Origin of the sequence: Kitasatospora sp. NPDC059599 (assembly GCF_042735125.1) — a bacterium.
GTDB lineage: Bacteria > Actinomycetota > Actinomycetes > Streptomycetales > Streptomycetaceae > Kitasatospora.
In genome coordinates this window covers 1-14,610 of record NZ_JBHWCL010000204.1, presented here as the reverse complement: position 1 = coordinate 14,610, position 14,610 = coordinate 1, and the positions used below count along the sequence as shown (strand labels likewise).

At 73.2% G+C, this 14,610-nt stretch carries 20 protein-coding genes and 1 pseudogene; 12 read left to right on the top strand and 9 right to left on the bottom strand.

The genetic code is table 11. The features are described 5' to 3' along the window. Nucleotides 1–124: 124 nt before the first annotated feature. Nucleotides 125–592, bottom strand: coding sequence for a hypothetical protein (locus ACFV04_RS40420; protein ID WP_380334502.1), 468 nt, complete (start codon nucleotides 590–592; stop codon nucleotides 125–127). Nucleotides 593–1,103: 511 nt separating this feature from the next. Here ACFV04_RS40420 and ACFV04_RS40415 point away from each other — a divergent pair. Then, nucleotides 1,104–2,312: a hypothetical protein gene (locus ACFV04_RS40415; RefSeq protein ID WP_380536069.1), complete on the top strand. Its 1,209-nt coding sequence runs from the start codon at nucleotides 1,104–1,106 to the stop codon at nucleotides 2,310–2,312. A 32-nt stretch (nucleotides 2,313–2,344) separates the two neighbouring features. On the opposite strand, the gene ACFV04_RS40410 is transcribed toward ACFV04_RS40415, so the two are convergent. Together ACFV04_RS40410 and ACFV04_RS40405 are read right to left on the bottom strand one after the other, a co-directional pair. Further along, nucleotides 2,345–2,647 carry a WhiB family transcriptional regulator gene (locus ACFV04_RS40410; RefSeq protein WP_380334498.1) on the bottom strand — a complete coding sequence of 101 codons (303 nt, stop codon included), beginning with the start codon at nucleotides 2,645–2,647 and terminating at the stop codon, nucleotides 2,345–2,347. A gap of 153 nt (nucleotides 2,648–2,800) precedes the next feature. Beyond that, nucleotides 2,801–3,058 (bottom strand): hypothetical protein, encoded by a 258-nt coding sequence (locus ACFV04_RS40405; protein WP_380536067.1) that lies wholly within the window; start codon nucleotides 3,056–3,058, stop codon nucleotides 2,801–2,803. A 239-nt stretch (nucleotides 3,059–3,297) separates the two neighbouring features. On the opposite strand from ACFV04_RS40405, the gene ACFV04_RS40400 reads away from it, so the two are divergent. The 7 genes from ACFV04_RS40400 to ACFV04_RS40370 all read left to right on the top strand — a co-directional run bounded on the left by ACFV04_RS40400 (nucleotide 3,298) and on the right by ACFV04_RS40370 (nucleotide 7,396). Further along, entirely contained in the window at nucleotides 3,298–4,104 is an 807-nt protein-coding gene (locus ACFV04_RS40400; RefSeq protein WP_380536065.1) for a hypothetical protein, read from the top strand. 448 nt (nucleotides 4,105–4,552) lie between these two features. Further along, entirely contained in the window at nucleotides 4,553–4,855 is a 303-nt protein-coding gene (locus ACFV04_RS40395) for a hypothetical protein (protein WP_380536063.1), read from the top strand. Beyond that, entirely contained in the window at nucleotides 4,852–5,238 is a 387-nt protein-coding gene (locus ACFV04_RS40390) for a hypothetical protein (RefSeq protein WP_380334490.1), read from the top strand. Before ACFV04_RS40395 ends, ACFV04_RS40390 begins: the two co-directional genes overlap by 4 nt. A 95-nt stretch (nucleotides 5,239–5,333) precedes the next feature. Continuing rightward, nucleotides 5,334–5,870 (top strand): AAA family ATPase, encoded by a 537-nt coding sequence (locus tag ACFV04_RS40385; protein ID WP_380536061.1) that lies wholly within the window; start codon nucleotides 5,334–5,336, stop codon nucleotides 5,868–5,870. Nucleotides 5,871–5,985: 115 nt separating this feature from the next. Continuing rightward, nucleotides 5,986–6,369 (top strand): VOC family protein, encoded by a 384-nt coding sequence (locus tag ACFV04_RS40380; protein WP_380334485.1) that lies wholly within the window; start codon nucleotides 5,986–5,988, stop codon nucleotides 6,367–6,369. Between the two features lie 80 nt (nucleotides 6,370–6,449). After that, nucleotides 6,450–6,815: a nuclear transport factor 2 family protein gene (locus ACFV04_RS40375; RefSeq protein ID WP_380334482.1), complete on the top strand. Its 366-nt coding sequence runs from the start codon at nucleotides 6,450–6,452 to the stop codon at nucleotides 6,813–6,815. A gap of 170 nt (nucleotides 6,816–6,985) precedes the next feature. Further along, the gene (locus tag ACFV04_RS40370; protein WP_380335361.1) at nucleotides 6,986–7,396 is read left to right on the top strand and encodes a VOC family protein; all 411 of its coding nucleotides are present in this window, start codon (nucleotides 6,986–6,988) and stop codon (nucleotides 7,394–7,396) included. A 129-nt stretch (nucleotides 7,397–7,525) separates the two neighbouring features. On the opposite strand, the pseudogene ACFV04_RS40365 reads toward ACFV04_RS40370, so the two are convergent. Together ACFV04_RS40365 and ACFV04_RS40360 are read right to left on the bottom strand one after the other, a co-directional pair. Next, a pseudogene (locus tag ACFV04_RS40365) lies at nucleotides 7,526–7,768 on the bottom strand (transposase); the annotation flags it as partial. 76 nt (nucleotides 7,769–7,844) lie between these two features. After that, entirely contained in the window at nucleotides 7,845–8,102 is a 258-nt protein-coding gene (locus tag ACFV04_RS40360; protein WP_380536059.1) for a hypothetical protein, read from the bottom strand. A gap of 323 nt (nucleotides 8,103–8,425) precedes the next feature. Here ACFV04_RS40360 and ACFV04_RS40355 point away from each other — a divergent pair, with 323 nt between their 5' ends. After that, nucleotides 8,426–9,640: an alpha/beta hydrolase family protein gene (locus tag ACFV04_RS40355; RefSeq protein WP_380536057.1), complete on the top strand. Its 1,215-nt coding sequence runs from the start codon at nucleotides 8,426–8,428 to the stop codon at nucleotides 9,638–9,640. Nucleotides 9,641–9,813: 173 nt separating this feature from the next. Here ACFV04_RS40355 and ACFV04_RS40350 read toward each other — a convergent pair whose 3' ends face one another. From ACFV04_RS40350 to ACFV04_RS40340, 3 genes are all read right to left on the bottom strand, one after another. After that, nucleotides 9,814–10,785 carry a hypothetical protein gene (locus ACFV04_RS40350; protein WP_380536055.1) on the bottom strand — a complete coding sequence of 324 codons (972 nt, stop codon included), beginning with the start codon at nucleotides 10,783–10,785 and terminating at the stop codon, nucleotides 9,814–9,816. Beyond that, complete coding sequence (locus ACFV04_RS40345) at nucleotides 10,782–11,132, bottom strand: PadR family transcriptional regulator (RefSeq protein ID WP_380334473.1); 351 nt, start codon at nucleotides 11,130–11,132, stop codon at nucleotides 10,782–10,784. Before ACFV04_RS40345 ends, ACFV04_RS40350 begins: the two co-directional genes overlap by 4 nt. A gap of 168 nt (nucleotides 11,133–11,300) precedes the next feature. Continuing rightward, nucleotides 11,301–12,050 (bottom strand): SDR family NAD(P)-dependent oxidoreductase, encoded by a 750-nt coding sequence (locus ACFV04_RS40340; RefSeq protein ID WP_380536053.1) that lies wholly within the window; start codon nucleotides 12,048–12,050, stop codon nucleotides 11,301–11,303. An 89-nt stretch (nucleotides 12,051–12,139) separates the two neighbouring features. Here ACFV04_RS40340 and ACFV04_RS40335 point away from each other — a divergent pair, with 89 nt between their 5' ends. From ACFV04_RS40335 to ACFV04_RS40325, 3 genes are all read left to right on the top strand, one after another. Further along, complete coding sequence (locus ACFV04_RS40335; protein ID WP_380536051.1) at nucleotides 12,140–12,463, top strand: winged helix-turn-helix transcriptional regulator; 324 nt, start codon at nucleotides 12,140–12,142, stop codon at nucleotides 12,461–12,463. 164 nt (nucleotides 12,464–12,627) lie between these two features. Beyond that, nucleotides 12,628–13,053 (top strand): SMI1/KNR4 family protein, encoded by a 426-nt coding sequence (locus ACFV04_RS40330; RefSeq protein ID WP_380536049.1) that lies wholly within the window; start codon nucleotides 12,628–12,630, stop codon nucleotides 13,051–13,053. Between the two features lie 94 nt (nucleotides 13,054–13,147). Beyond that, nucleotides 13,148–13,384, top strand: coding sequence for an amphi-Trp domain-containing protein (locus ACFV04_RS40325; RefSeq protein ID WP_359965983.1), 237 nt, complete (start codon nucleotides 13,148–13,150; stop codon nucleotides 13,382–13,384). Nucleotides 13,385–13,413: 29 nt separating this feature from the next. Here ACFV04_RS40325 and ACFV04_RS40320 read toward each other — a convergent pair. Beyond that, nucleotides 13,414–14,610, bottom strand: a 1,197-nt coding sequence (locus ACFV04_RS40320; protein ID WP_380536046.1) for an RNA polymerase sigma factor, incomplete at its 5' end; no start/stop codon positions are given.

Below are 14,610 nucleotides of genomic sequence, written 5' to 3'. Positions count from 1 at the left end.
GGCGGGGCCGGGCCCTAGCCGCGTCGGAGCGCGCGGCCCCCGTGGGGGGTGGGGGGAGCCCGCGCCAGCCGACGGGAGCCGGCAGGGTCCGTCGGCGTCCGCGCGCACTGCGCCGGACGGATCCTCAGGGGCGGCCCGTGAGAGCGGCGGTGAGCCGCTGGACGCCGTCCTCACCGAAGCGTCGCACCAGGACGGCTACCCATCCGGCCAGCTCGACGCGCTCGCGCTCGGTCCAGGTCGGGGCCGAGGGGTGCTCGTCGACCACCAGGACACGGGCCAGCACCAGCTCGTCGGTGCCCGGCACCGGCCGGGCCCGCCCCGACACCCCGTGCAGGGCCAGCCGCCGGGCCGTGGTGACGACCTCGCGGGCCCCGGCCCGGGGTACGGTCCAGCCGGGCGGGAGCGCCCGTGCGGGCTGCGCCGGGGTGCCGGACGGGCCCGTGGCGGGGTCGGCCGCCGGTTCGGCGTCCCCCGCCAGCCAGGCCGCGATCAGCCGACGTGCCGCCGCCTCGTCGTCCTGGCCGGGCCCTCCCCCACCGTCCGCCGTGGCTGCCAGTCTCTCGCCGTCGCCGTCCACCGCCGTGGTCACCATCGGAGTCCACCTCACCCATCTGCCCGGCCCCGGAGGCGGGCCGCTCGCCTGCCGTCCCTCGACACTGTCGTGTAGTTGAACGCGAAACGTGCTCGCTTCTGTTCACCGTGCCACCGCCCAACTGTCCACCCGCCCGTCCACCCGCCCGTCCGCGCGGGCAGCCCGGCGGAGGACAGCGGGCAGCACCGGACGGCCCCGGCGCCCACACCACCAGGACCACTCGGACCGACACCCGGAATTCGCGCCCGTCCGGTTCAGTGGTGGCGTGGGCGGTTTCCCCAGCTCACCGGCGGGGCGGGCCGCCCGGGGCCGCGCCCGGACACGTCGGGCGCCGTCGGCACGTCCGGAACTGCCCTCCACGTACGGCAGTTACCCCGTTATAAAGGGACACGAAGGGGACCGAGGGGGTTTCAGCATGCAGGCGAGGCAACAGCCGGAAAAGGCCGGGCGTCCGCACCGCACCACGGGCCCGGCGCGACGGCCCGCCGCCGGGCCCGGCACGCCGCAGGCGGTGGCAGCCCTGCAGCGCGCCGGCAACGCGGCGACGGCGCGGGAACTCGCCGAGCAGCGGGGCGGCGCCGAACGGGACGACGGCCGGGCGGTGCCGGCCCTGCAGCGCGTCACGGGTGAGGGGCCCGGGAAACGCAGGGTCCGGCAGCAGGTGGACGCGACCAACGTGCTGCAGGTCTGCGAGGCCGCCACCTTCGACGGGGAGACCGTCAGGCCCGGCGCCCGGGCCGCCGCCCTGCGGAGCGTCGTCTGGGAGGGCCACTGGGCGGCGATCTCGGCGGTGTGCCGGAAACACAAGTACACCATCGCCGTCCGCGAGACCGGGGAGCACTCGATCCGGCGCATCGCGGAAGGCGCCAAGGCCAAGCCGCACACCATCCTGGAAAAGTCCGTCAAGCCCTCCTCGGTCCGCAAGAAGTACGGCACCGGACCCGGGCAGGCAGCGGGCGACCCCGAGGCCGTCCTGCGCTGGCTGCAGGCACAGGACCTCGACGGCTTCGTCGGCCACTGGGACGCGCAGGGCCTGATCGGTGTCCGGATCGACAACCCGCCGCCGGAGCTCCTGGCCGAGGGGATCGTCGAGACCGGCGACCACCGCGAACAGTACGTGCCGCTCACCGTGGGCGTCGGCGACGGCGGCCCGGCGATGGCCCGGCTGAAGGCCTACCCGAAGTGGAAGCAGTACCTCTACACCGGCGACTACGACCTGCACGAGGTGTACTCCGCGCAGGGCGGCACCAACGGCGGCCAGATCGCCGAAGCCACCCCCGAGAAGGCCAAGCTGCTCGACCGCCTCAACGCCGGGATCGCCGGGAACTCCCGCGAGGAGGTGGTGCGCAGCGGCGCGACAGTCCTGCAGAACGGCAGGCTGCACATGGCGGCCGACTCCGATCACGCCATGTTCCAGCACGGCGACCAGGCCACCTACCGGATGAACCAGTACCTGGAGGCGCAGGACGCCGCCGAGGAGCAGGCCGCGCTGGAGGGCCAGGTCGCCCGGCAGGCGGCCCTGCTGGTGCGGGCCGTCGCCACGGAGACCGACGAGCCGCTGGCGTGGTGCCGCATGGGTCAGTGGTACGTGACCCGGAACCGCCAGGAACACGCGGCGCTGCGGACCCGCTGGCGGCTGGTCGTCCCCCACACCTGGGGCGCCGAGGAGGTGGACCGCACCGCCCGCGGCGGCTACCGCACGGCCCGCTACACCGACTGACGCCGACGGGCCCCACCCTCGCGGTCCCGCCGTCAGGCGAACGTGCGGGAGTGGCGCCGCCGCCGGCGCGCGAGCAGCACCCGGCGCTCGTCCTCCGTCAGACCGCCCCACACCCCGTAGGGCTCGCGGACGTCGATCGCGTACTGCCGGCACTGCGCCAGGACCGGGCAGCGGGCGCACACCGACTTCGCCATCTGCTCACGGTGCTTCGCGGCGGCCCCGCGCTCGTTGGTCGGGTGGAAGAAGACACTGCTGTCGACGGTGCGGCAGGCCCCCTCCACCTGCCAGGACCAGTGGTGCTCGAACGCTCCGGGCAGACGGGTTGTGTCGGACACGAGAGGTTCCTTCCGAGCGAGCGGACGGTTTCCGCCCGCTCGTCTATCCCGATTCGCCGCTCACATGCCGCCCGCTGCCCCTCCGTTCGCCATCCCTTCCCCTCCGCTCCCCTCCGCCCGCCTCACGCGGCACGCGCGACGAGCCCTCTCGGCTCAACCCGCGGGTGGTTTGGTGCCGTTGGGCCACACACAGGGGGAGACGAATCCGATGGTCAATGTGGTGGTCCAGTCACCACCGTCGTCGATGGAGGCGGTGAAACCGTCCTTCGGGTTCTTGAAGAAGACGGCGTCGGAGCTGCTGCTGGTGACCTCGAACCCGGCCTTGAGCATGTGCGCGCGGAAGGCGTCGAAGGTGGCGGTGTGCTGGTCAACGGGGATGCCTCGCAGGAACCGGGACGTCACGGCCATCATCCGGCCGTCCTCCTCCGAAGGGGCGTCGCCCTTGAAGCAGTGTGGGCATCGTCAGCGAGCGCGGAGCACGACGCGGCCCCGTGGTTCGGCGCCCGTCCATGACTGCGCGAGACGTTCGGGGCGGGCGGGAACGACGCCCCTCCGGCTTGTCGCAGTTCTGTACCGGAACATGACGATCCGCTCCATGACGGGTGGCGGGTGGATATCGTCTGGCCGATCATCGCGATGGCGGGGGGCGCATGGACAGCGGGGCCGGGGCGAGAACGGACGAGACGGACGGGACGGACGGGACGGACGGGACGGACGAGACGGCGGCGCTGGCCTCACTGCGCTTCCTCTTGACGGCGTTCGCCGCTGTCGGGGTCGCCGTGATCGTGCTGGGGGCCCTGTTGTGGGCGCTGTTGTCGTGGAACGGACCGGACCCGACCGACACCGACGGCTTCGGGCGGTACCTGCAGGTCACGGCGGTCTGGGCGGCCGGGGCGGGGATCGTCGGCCTGTGCGGCGCGCAGGTGCGCCGCGACGTCGGCGAGCGGTCGGGGACGGCCTGGCTGGCCTGGTGCGACCTCGGGATGGTGCTGGCGCTGCTGTGGCCGCTGCAAGTACTGGCCGTCGCCGTCCTGTTCGTCGTACGGACCGCCGGCCGGGCCCGGTGGCTGCGGGGGTGCGCCGCGTCGGCCGGGGTGTGCCTGGCCGCTGTGGGGTCGGTGTGGGGTGTCACCGGCTACGCGGCCGAGCAGCCGTGGACGTCCGACGGGCCGGCCGACCCGGCCGTCGTCGGCACCTGGAACGGCCCGGCCGGGGAGACCCTCGTCCTGCGGGCCGACGGCGGGTTCCGCTCCACGGCCGGGGCCGGGGCGGGGTACGACTGGTCCACGGGCGAGGGCCGTTGGCGACTGACCGACATGCTCGACCCAGGGGCGACACTGACCCTCGACTTCGCCGCCGGCGGCAGCGACGAGCTGGTGGTGTACGGGGCGCTGTCGCCGTCCACGCTGTGCCAACCGCTCGCCGAGGAGTGGTGCCGAACCTCCCTCCATCGGTGAGGACTTGACGGTCGGCGCGGACGGACGCAGGCGTGCGGCCGGGTCGAACGCACGGTCCGGTGGGACGTGTGCGTTCCATCGTCGGGGGCAACTCTTCACCGGGGACGGGGGTTTGAGGCTCACCGCGCGGTGACGACCGCACCGGCGGCCGGATCATCGGGGGATGGACCATGCCGTGAGTCCGCACCCGCCGCACCCGCCGCACCCGCAGACACCGTTCCCGCTGGTCCCGATTCCGGTGGTCCCACTCCCCGTACCGCCCCGGCCTCCGCACGTCCATCCGCCGCACTTGCCGACCTGGCCGACCTGGCCGCCCTGGCCGCCGCTGCCGACCGACTGCCCCACCCCCGCGCCCCCGGCGACGGACCCGCCGACGCCTTCGCCGACGCCTGCGCCCACGCCGCCCGCACCGGCGCCGTCGCACCCGGCGCCGACGACGCCGCGGGCCTTGCCCACCACGACGCCCGGCACGGCACCCACCGTCACCCGCCCCGCGCCCGGCGCCGTCACCTCCCCATCCGCCGCCCCCCGAACGCCCGCCGCGCCGCCGCCCGTGCCCCTCCCGGTCGCCGACGCGACCGCCACCACCTCCGCGGTCGCCGCGCCGCCGCCCGTCGGGCCGGCCGGGCCCGTGGTGCCGGCCGTGGCGCCGGCCGTCTGGGCCACCGTCGTCGTCCTCACCGTTCTGCTGCCGGCCGCGCTCGCCGCCGTCGTCGGCCACCACCGTGCGCCCGTCAGGAGCCGCCGTTGAACCCCGGACCGCTGATCGCCGCCGTCGCCGCCGCGACCCTCGCCGCCGCTTCCCTCGCCGTGGCGCACCGGCTCCGCCCGCGCCCGCCCGAGGGTCAGCCGCCGCCCGAACCGCACGCCACGCTCGCCAGCATCGGCTCCGGGCTGCTCTCCGGATTCACCCTGCTCACCGGCTTCCTGATCGCCACCGGCTGGGCCGCCCACAGCACCGGCATCACCCCGCCGGGCGGACTGTACGTGGCCGACCTCGCGGCGGGCGCGGCCGTTCTGCTCTACCCGTCCCTGGCCGGACTGCCGTTCACGCCGCGGTACGTGACGGCGGTCTGCCTGTTCGGCCTGCTGGTCGGCTACACGATGGCGCTGGCGGTCCAGCTCAGGCCGTAGGCCCGATGGTGGCGGACCGTGGTCGCCGTCACCGCCGCGACCGTCACCGCCGCCGTGCCGGTGTGGCGGGGGCGCGGCGGGGGCACGGTCCCGGCATGACGGGAAGTGCGGAGACCGTGTTGATCGTGGTGCGGGGCCCGAGCGGCGCCGGGAAGTCGAGCATCGCCGCACGACTGCGCGCCGCCTACGGGCGGGGCATCGCCGTCGTCGCCCAGGACGTGTTGCGCCGCACCGTGTTGCGCGAACGGGACGTGCCCGGCGGCGCCAACGTCGGGCTGATCGACGTGGTGGCACGGCACGCCCTGGACCACGGCTTCCACGTCGTGGTCGAGGGAATCCTCCACACCGGGCACTACGGGCCGATGCTGACCCGGCTCGTCGCCGACCACCGGGGGCGCAGTCATCTGTACTACCTCGACGTCGACTTCGACGAGACGGTGCGCCGGCACGCCACCCGCCCGTGGGCCGCCGAGGTCTCCGCGCAGGACATGGCCGGCTGGTACCGGCCGCACGACCTCCTTCCCGATGGCCTGGAACACGTCATCGGCCCGGACAGCAGCCTGGACGCGAGCGTCGAGCGGATCCTCGCCGACAGCGGCCTCGTCCCACCCGGCTGGACACCCCGCCCCTGAGCCTTCCCCGCACCCGGGTGCGGGAGGGACCCGGGCGCAGGAACGTCCGAGCGTGCGAACGCCCACGTCCGCAACCCGGTGGCGTTCGGCGCGAAGATCGGGAAGACTCGCGCGCATGGTCTCGGTATTGCAGAACGTGGCGATCGACTGCACAAATGCCTACGAGTTGGCCCGGTTCTGGAGCAGGGTGACCGGCCGCCCGGTGGATCCGGAGGACGGACCGGGCTCGGAGGAGACCCAGGTCCTGCTGGCGGAAGGCCCGGTGCTGTACTTCCACCAGGTGCCCGAGCCCAAGACGATCAAGAACCGGGTCCACCTGTGCCTGCGCCCCGACACCTCCCGCGACCACGAGGTGGAGCGCCTGCTGGGCCTCGGGGCCACCCTCGTCGGCGATCACCGCAACCCCGACGGTACGGGCTGGGCGGTCCTCGCCGACCCCGAGGGCAACGAGTTCTGCGTCCTGCGCAGCGAGTCCGACCGGGCCGCCGCGCACGCCTGACGCGGCAGCGGCACGCCGCGTCCGTCCGTCCGGGTACCCGCCCGTCCCCTCCTGTTCCGGCCGAACCCAGGGAGATCCGCATGCACGGCAGCCCCGCGAGCGTCGTCGAGGAGGCGTTCCGCTGCTACCGGTCGCAGGACGTCGACGCCGCCCTGCCCCTGTACGCCGACGACTTCACGTTCACCAGCCCGCAGGACGACCACATCGACAGGGCCGCGTTCTTCCGGCGCTGCTTCCCCACCGCCGACCGCTTCCGGGAGCAGCGGCTGCTGCACGTCACGCCCGCCGGCGACGGAGACGGTGCACGCGGTGAAGGCGGTGAACTCGTCTTCGTCCACTACGAGTACGAACTCACCGCCGGTGGCCGGTACCGCAACGTCGAGGCGGTCACGGTACGGGACGGCCTGATCCGCGAGGTGCAGGTCTTCTTCGGCGGCCGGGTCTGAGCGGCTCCGCCGAAGTCCGCTGCTGATCCGCATCTGCGGTACAAACCTGGCCGCCCCTGGTGAACGGGGTCTGGGGGCGAAGCCCCCAGGAACGCTCTGTTCCCGCACCTCAGCGGAGCTGCTCAGGGCCTGTCTCGAAGTCGGGTGTGAGCTTGTGGAAAGATCACGGGATGCTGCGACTCACCGATTTCATTATCGACTGCCCGGACACGATGAAGCTGGCGGCTTTCTACTCCGAGGTGACGGGCCGTCCGATCAAGGAAGGCAGCTCCGAGGACTGGGCTGGCATCCAGTTCGGCGAGATCGAGCTGGCATTCATCCGGGTGGACGACTACCGGGCTCCGCAATGGCCCGACAGCGAGCACCCCAAGCAGTTCCACCTCGACTTCGAAGTGGACGAGATCGAGTCCGAGCAGCACCGCGTCCTCGACCTCGGCGCGACGCTCAGGCAGGACTTCATCGGCCCCAACGGCTACGGCTGGCAGGTCTACACCGACCCGATCGGCCACCCCTTCTGCCTGTGCCGCAACAAGGGCGTCATCTGGACCGACCAGGGCCCGATCTGGCCCAAGCACGACTAACGCGGCTTTGGTGAAGTTGGCTGCTGATCCTTCGATGCGTGTCCGTTGACGGTTCAGGGCTCGGTCGACTGCGGTGCCGACCGCTCCAGCGGTGGTGTGGACACGCTCGGGGTAGTCCTCGTACTTCGCCGAGCGCCACACCCGCTCGATGTCGTTCAGCTCGGGGCTGCGAGGCGGGAGGTAGAAGAGTTCGACGCCGATGGCGGCCAGTTCCTCGCGGCGCCCTTTGAAGACCCGGGCCACGTGTGCGGAGGCGTTGTCCAGGACGACCGTGCACGGCCGTACCCGTGTGAAGCCCGTGGGAGGCCCGTCCAGTGCGGCTGCCCCGCCGGGCAGGCGGGCCAGGCTCGTGCACACCAACTCCAGCAGCATGACCGCGTCGATCTTGCCGCAGGCCCTCTCCCAGACCAGATCGGAGTGCGCTCCCACGCACAGCGCCCGAGGACGTTCACGCGCGGTCCTTCTTGTCCTCGCGCGGCACGACGGCCCGCTGCCCTGCCCGTGACCAGGTGTATCCGGTGGGCATGGTCGGAGCGAACCCGCTCTCGTCGAGGAAGTACAGGTCCCTTACGGTCAGGCCCCGCCCCATCAGCCGTGTGCACTCCAGACGCAGTCTGGCACCCGGCGCGAGATCACGTGCCCGCAGACGCTCACGCACCTCGCGTCCCTGATCAGACGTCAACTCCACACGCAAGATCTTCGGCATGGGCAGCCCCTCCCTGCCCTGCCTCATACCCGAACCGCAGCCCACATCACCGAGACCGCTTGGTGCAGCGCGCGTTGATCCTTCGGGGGTTCATGCGGCTCTGAGTGGGCTGCCGTCGTAGGTCCAGCGGTAGGGCTTGGCGTCGTGTTCGTCGTAGGCCAAGACGAAGGTGGCGCTCGACGATGCCGGCGAAGGGAACCCGGCGCCGCACGACATACTCCCGGCGGATTACTCCGGTACCTCGCGGGGGGTACGAACGACACCGGAACGTTTACATCCGTGAGCCGATTCGATGCGGAGCTGCGGAACCTAGCGTCGATCCCATGAAACGCAATCGCCGTATCAGCGCTGTCGCGGTGCTGGCGCTCGCCGCCCTCGTCACCGGAACCGGCGCCGGGTTCGCCGCCACGACCACACCGTCGGCCACACCGGTGGCCACGCACGCGTTCGACACCGCACCGGCCACGGCCGCGGCCACCGCGCCCACCCGGTCCTTCCAAGGCACGCTCCCCGCGCCGACCGGCCCCTACGCCGCCGGCGAGGACGTCATCCACCTCACCGACGCGAGCCGTCCCGACCCGTGGGTGCCGTCATCCGGCCCCCGCCAACTGACCGTCACGATGGTCTACCCGGCCGTCCCCGGGACCGGGACTCCGGCCCCTTACATGACCCTCGGCGAGGCAGCCGGAATCATCGAGCACCGGAAGCTGCCGGCGAGCTCCGGCGTCACCCCACAGACCCTTTCCGGCGTCACCACCCACGCCTTCGACGGCGCGCGGCCGCAGCGCGGCAGGTATCCGCTGGTGGTCCTCTCACCCGCGTCCGAGAACCCGCGCATGATGCTCACCGCGCTCGCGACCGACCTGGCCAGTCACGGCTACGTCGTCGCGCTCGTCGGCCACACCTACGAGGACACCGGCGAAACGCTGGAGAACGGCCAGACGCCGCCGTGCGCGATCTGCGATCACCCGGAAGCGATCGACTTCGACGCCGAAGCCGCCAGCCGCGCGCTGGACGTGTCCTTCGTGATCGACCAGTTGACGCATGGCAACACCGCGTGGCGCCTGGCTCACCTCATCGACAAGCACGAGATCGGCATGGCCGGACACTCCCTCGGCGGAGCGGCGGCCGCCGCCACGATGATCGCCGACCCGCGAGTACGGGCCGGCGTGAACATGGACGGCTCCTTCCACCCGGCCCCGATGCCCGGCCAGATCAACCGGCCGCTCCTCATGCTGGGCGTGACCGACAGCCACTCGGTCGGCGGCACCGACACCACGTGGGGGCAGGCCTGGGCCGCCCTCGGTGGCTTCAAGAAGTGGCTGACGGTCGCCGGCGCCGACCACTTCAGCTTCGACGACGGGGACGTGCTTCAGGAGCAGGCCGGGTTTCCGACGCCGCCCCTCTCCCCGGAACGCGGGGTGGTGATCACCCGCGAGTACGTGACAGCGTTCTTCGACCGGACGCTGAAGGGGATCCGCAGTCCGCTGCTGGACGGCCCTTCGCCGAACAATCCGGAAGTACTCTTCCAGTACTAGCGTTGATCCTTCGGGGGTTCAGCGGCTTCCCGGTCGAGTGCTCCACGGCGCGCTCTGCCTCCTCCACCACCTTCCCGGCCTCCCCCGCCCGGCCGTGGGTGAGCAGCCGGCGCGGGCTCCCGGTCCGGCCGGGCCGGACGCGGGGACGGTGCCGCCGGCCCGGCCCGGAGGGCTCAGCGGCGCTGCGGGTCGGCCCGTCGCAGCAGCCTGTCCGCCAGCCGTACCGCGACGAACGCGACCGCGAACCCGGCGCCGTACAGCACCCCGAGCCGCAGGACGACGGGCAGGGCCGTGGAGGAGCCCAGCAGCCCGGGGGTGATCAGGGGCGGCACGGCGAGGACGGCCGTGGTCAGGGCCGAGGCCCGGATCGTGCGGGCTGTGCAGGCGACGGCCGCGCCGGTGGCCACCGGCCCGACGAGGACGAAACTGTCGAGGTGGACCACGTTCCCGAAGCCGTCGGTCAGGTCGAGGACGACGCCCGAAGCCGTGATCGCGACGGCGAGGACCCACGGTACGGCGGGGCCCGGTCGCGTCGTGCGGTCGGGCGGGGCGATCAGCAGGACGAGGGCGTTGAGCACGAGGACCGCCGAGTCGCGGGTGCCGATGCCGTAGAAGACGGTGGCGTCCGCCACCGTGCCGAGCAGGTCGGGGCGGGCGAGGAGGTGGATCAGTGGCGCCGTCACGACGGTGACCACGGCCAGGGTCCGCGCCGCCGTCCAGCGGCCGAGCAGGACCGCGAGCGTCATCAGTGCCGCCGGGGCGAGCAGCGCGGCCGCCGCGGCCAGGGGGCCGAACCGCTGCGCCCCGGGGGCCCAGAACACCTGGAAGGAAGGGTCGGTGACCATCATGACGGCCCACCAGAGGTGCACGGCCGCGTACGTGCCGGCCAGCACTGCGGCGAGCGGGGCCGCGGTGGCCAGGGCCCGGCCCGTCGGCCGGTGGGAGACCAGGCCGAAGCGGACCCGGGCGCCGTGCCCGGCCACGTCGGCGACCTCGCGTAACCCGGCGAGCGGGGTCGCGGTGCGGACGCGGTGTTCGGCGTGGTCGGCGAGTTCGGCCAGCGCGGCGGCGTCGTAGGAGGCCGGGTAGAGGGCGAGGGCCCGGCGCAGCAGGCGGGCGTTCAGCGAGGTCCGGTCCGCGGTCATGCCAGGCCTCCCGCGAGTCGGTTGCGGCTGGTCGCGAGGCGCCGGTCGGCCTCGCGCAGGGTGGCGCGCAGCCGCTCGCTCTCCTCCGTGAGCGCCTGCGTGCCGGCCGGGGTGAGGGCGAAGACCCGCCGGGGGCGGCCGTCGACGGTCTCCTCCCGCTCGATCCGGATCAGCCCCTCGGCGAGCAGCCGGTCGAGGGTGCCGTACAGGCTGCCGGCGCCGAGCCGCACCCGGCCGTCCGAGATCGCGGCGACTTCGTCACCGAGGGCGTAGCCGTGCCGCGGCCGGTCGGCGAGCGCGGTCAGCAGGAGGAAGGTGGGCTCCTGCATGGAGCGTTTCTTCGTCATGCCGACACCATAGTACGGTCACCGTAGTGTCAGGCAGGGGGTTCGGTTGACTTCCCGTCAACTCCCCTTCGCCGAGGGCCGCCTGCGCACCTCCACCACCCGCTCCCGGACCCGCCCGCCCGGCCCGCAGGCCGGACGGGCCGAGCCCGTGGCCGGGCGGGCGGGGCGTCAGCGCATGCCGCCGGACGCGAGGATGACGTCCCCGGTGATCCAGCGCGCGTCGTCGGAGGCCAGGAAGGCCACCAGCGGGCCGTAGTCGTCCGGCGTGCCCGTTCGGCCCAGCGGGGTGCCGGCGATCGCCTCCGCCTCCTGCGCCGAGCCGGGGAACCCCAGGGCCCTGGTGCCCTCGGTGTCCGAGGGGCCGGGCATGATCGCGTTGACCCGGATGCCGCGCGGGCCCAGTTCCTTGGCGGCGACGATGGTGAACGCGTTGACCGCGCTCTTGGAGGCGACGTAGAGCGAGGCGTACGGCGGGTGGGTGAGCGTGCCCGCCGTCGAGACGTTGATGATCGACGCGGCGCCGATGTCGTCCTGCGCGGCCAGGGCCTGCGTGGTGAGGATCGTGCCGAGCAGGTTCGTGGTCATCTCCCGCTGGAACTCCTCCTCGGTGATGCCCGACAGCGGCGCGAAGGCGACGACGGCCGCGTTGTTGACGAGCACGTCGACCGGTCCGTACGCCTCGCGCGCCCGGTCGAACAGTCGGCGCACGTCGTCGCCGCGACCGACGTCCGCCCGGACCGCGACGGCCCGGCCGCCGTCGGCGGTGATGCCCGCGACGACCCGTTCGGCGCCCTCCCGATCGTCCCGGTAGTTCACCACGACGGCCGCGCCGGTCCGGGCCAGCGCCTTGGCGATCCCCGCGCCCAGGCCCTTCGATGCGCCCGTGACGATCGCCGTACGTGCATTGTTGCTGCTCACAGTGGCTCCTCGAACGTTGGCTCCGTGGAGATCACCGTAGGTAAGCTCATTACTGACGGGAAGTACCTACTTTTTTGTAAGCTCCTGTCATGACGGAAACAGCGCAGGTCGCGACGGCCGCCCGGCTCCTGGCCCACGACACCTTCGACAACAAGTGCGCGCTCAGGCCGATCATGGACCAGACGACGAGCCGCTGGGCGACACTGATCATCTCGGCCCTCATCGCCGGCCCGCACCGCTTCGCCCAGCTGCACCAACGCGTCGGCGGCATCAGCCAGAAGATGCTGTCGCAGAACCTCAAGGCGCTCGCCCGGTCCGGGCTCGTCGCCCGCGACGTCGCACCCACCAACCCGCCCCAGGTCACCTACAGCCTCACCGAACTCGGCGTCGGCCTGGCCGGGCCGGGCCGCTGACCGAACTCATCCAGTGGTTCGGCCGGCACGGGGAGCAACTCCTCACCGCCCAGGAGCACTACGACCGTCAGCAGGCGTCACCGGACGCGTGACGGGCGGGCCGTGGCGTACCCGGTGGCCCCGTCCGGGTTGGGGCTCGGGCCGGGGTTTGGCAGACTCACCCCATGTGGCGCGAACTGATCCTTGAGGTGGCACCGATCGCCGAACTCGGTGCCCCGGCCGACGAAGCCTCCCTGCACGCGGTCGCGGAGGTCCTCGGCCAGCCCCTGCCGACGGACCTCGCGGCCCTGCTGCGCGAGTGCGACGGGCTGTCCTACGAAGGTCTGGACGTGGTCTGGAGCGCCCGGCGCATCGCGAGGGACAACGCCGAGTTCCGCAACGCCCCGGACTTCGCGAGCCTCTACATGCCCTTCGAGCCGTTGATGTTCTTCGGGGACAACGCCTCCGACCAGTTCGCCTTCGTCCGCACGCCCGCGCGGGACGAGGTCTTCGTCTGGGACCACGAGACGGACAGCCGGTTCATGGCGACCGGGAACCTGCGGCAGTACCTGGAGCGGGCCCTGCGCGAGCGCGGGGACTGGTACCGCTAGCCGTACTGCCCCGCAGGTCGGTCACCGGGCCGACGGCGGGGAGCGGCGTGAGAATGGGCCGTGCCCGCTGTTCGCGTCGGCCCGGGAGGCAGCCGTGAAGGACCTCGAGTTCGAGCAGAAGCGCACGCTGTCGCGCGCCGAGGCCGCCGACCAGCTCGAAGCGCTGGCGGCGGCGCTCAGGCGCGGGGGCCAGGCCGAGCTGGAGCTCGGGCCCGGGAAGCTGACCCTGCGGATCCCGGACGAGCTGGAGACCGAGATCGAGGTCGAGCTGGGGGACGGCAAGATGGAGCTGGAGATCGAGTTGTCCTGGCACACGGGGCAGCCGGACTGACCCGGCCGGCCGGACCGACCGCGCGGCCCTCACTCCAGGGCGGCCGCCTTGCGCAGCAGCACCGACCGTTCGCGGGTGTTGCGGCACAGGCGGGCGGCGAGTTCCAGTTCGGCCCGGGCCTCGGCGGTGCGGCCGAGGCGGGTCAGCAGTTCGCCGCGCACGGTCGGGAGCAGGTGCGACCCGGCGAGGCGGCCGGAGGCGGCCAGGTCGTCGACCACGGTCAGCGCCTCCCCCGGCCCGTCCGCCATGGCGACGGCCACGGCCCGGTTGAGGTCGACGACGGGTGACGGCGCCACCCGGCCGAGCGCCTCGTAGAGGAGCACGACGCGTCCCCAGTCGGTCTCCCGCACCGAGGGTGCGGTGGCGTGGCAGGCGGCGATGGCGGCCTGCAGTCCGTACGGTCCGAGGCCTCGCCCGAGGGTGGCGGCCCGGCCGAGCGCGGCCAGGCCGCGGCGGGTCGCCGAGCGGTCCCACCGGCGGCGGTCCTGGTCCTCCAGGAGCACCGGCTCACCGTCGGGTCCGGTGCGGGCGGGGAAGCGCGCGGCGGTGAGTTCGAACAGCGCGAGCTGGCCGTGCACCTCCGGCTCGGCGGGCAGCAGGGCGGCCAGGGTCCGGGCCAGCCGGACGGCCTCGTAGGCGAGGTCGGGGCGCAGCAGGTCGTCGCCGGTCGTCGCCGTCGAGCCCTCCGTGAAGATCACGTACAGGACGCTCAGGACGGCGCCGAGTCGCGCGCGCCGGTCCTCGGGCGGCGGCAGTTCGAACGGGACGCGGGCGGCGGCGATGGTCTTCTTCGCCCGGGTGATCCGGGCCTGGACGGTCGGGGTGGGCACCAGGAAGGCGCGGGCGATCTCCTCACTGGACAGGCCGCCCACGACACGCAGGGTGAGGGCCACCCGGGCCTCGGCCGGGACCACCGGGTGGCAGGCGGTGAACACCAGCGCGAGGACGTCGTCGTCGACCCGGTCGGGGTCGTAGGGCGGGTCGTCGGGCCGCTCGGGCGCGGCGGCCGCGCCCGAGCTGAGGTCGCCGTCGGCGAGCGGCCCGGCGAGCACGGCGTACCGCTCGTCGAGGGCCGCCTTGCGGCGGAAGGCGTCGATGGCCCGCCGCCGGGCGGTCGCCAGCAGCCAGCCCACCGGGCTGGCCGGCTCGCCGTCGCGCGACCAGGCGACGAGGGCTTCCGCCAGCGCCTCCTGGGCGACGTCCTCGGCGAGCGCGAAGTCCCCGGT

Bases quoted from the DNA above. Each gene is read 5' to 3' on its own strand.
- ACFV04_RS40420 (WP_380334502.1), bottom strand. From the start codon at position 592: ATGGTGACCACGGCGGTGGACGGCGACGGCGAGAGACTGGCAGCCACG.
- ACFV04_RS40405 (WP_380536067.1), bottom strand. From the start codon at position 3,058: ATGATGGCCGTGACGTCCCGGTTCCTGCGAGGCATCCCCGTTGACCAG.
- ACFV04_RS40400 (WP_380536065.1), top strand. From the start codon at position 3,298: ATGGACAGCGGGGCCGGGGCGAGAACGGACGAGACGGACGGGACGGAC.
- ACFV04_RS40385 (WP_380536061.1), top strand. From the start codon at position 5,334: ATGACGGGAAGTGCGGAGACCGTGTTGATCGTGGTGCGGGGCCCGAGC.
- ACFV04_RS40380 (WP_380334485.1), top strand. From the start codon at position 5,986: ATGGTCTCGGTATTGCAGAACGTGGCGATCGACTGCACAAATGCCTAC.
- ACFV04_RS40375 (WP_380334482.1), top strand. From the start codon at position 6,450: ATGCACGGCAGCCCCGCGAGCGTCGTCGAGGAGGCGTTCCGCTGCTAC.
- ACFV04_RS40370 (WP_380335361.1), top strand. From the start codon at position 6,986: ATGCTGCGACTCACCGATTTCATTATCGACTGCCCGGACACGATGAAG.
- ACFV04_RS40360 (WP_380536059.1), bottom strand. From the start codon at position 8,102: ATGCCGAAGATCTTGCGTGTGGAGTTGACGTCTGATCAGGGACGCGAG.
- ACFV04_RS40355 (WP_380536057.1), top strand. From the start codon at position 8,426: ATGAAACGCAATCGCCGTATCAGCGCTGTCGCGGTGCTGGCGCTCGCC.
- ACFV04_RS40350 (WP_380536055.1), bottom strand. From the start codon at position 10,785: ATGACCGCGGACCGGACCTCGCTGAACGCCCGCCTGCTGCGCCGGGCC.
- ACFV04_RS40345 (WP_380334473.1), bottom strand. From the start codon at position 11,132: ATGACGAAGAAACGCTCCATGCAGGAGCCCACCTTCCTCCTGCTGACC.
- ACFV04_RS40335 (WP_380536051.1), top strand. From the start codon at position 12,140: ATGACGGAAACAGCGCAGGTCGCGACGGCCGCCCGGCTCCTGGCCCAC.
- ACFV04_RS40330 (WP_380536049.1), top strand. From the start codon at position 12,628: ATGTGGCGCGAACTGATCCTTGAGGTGGCACCGATCGCCGAACTCGGT.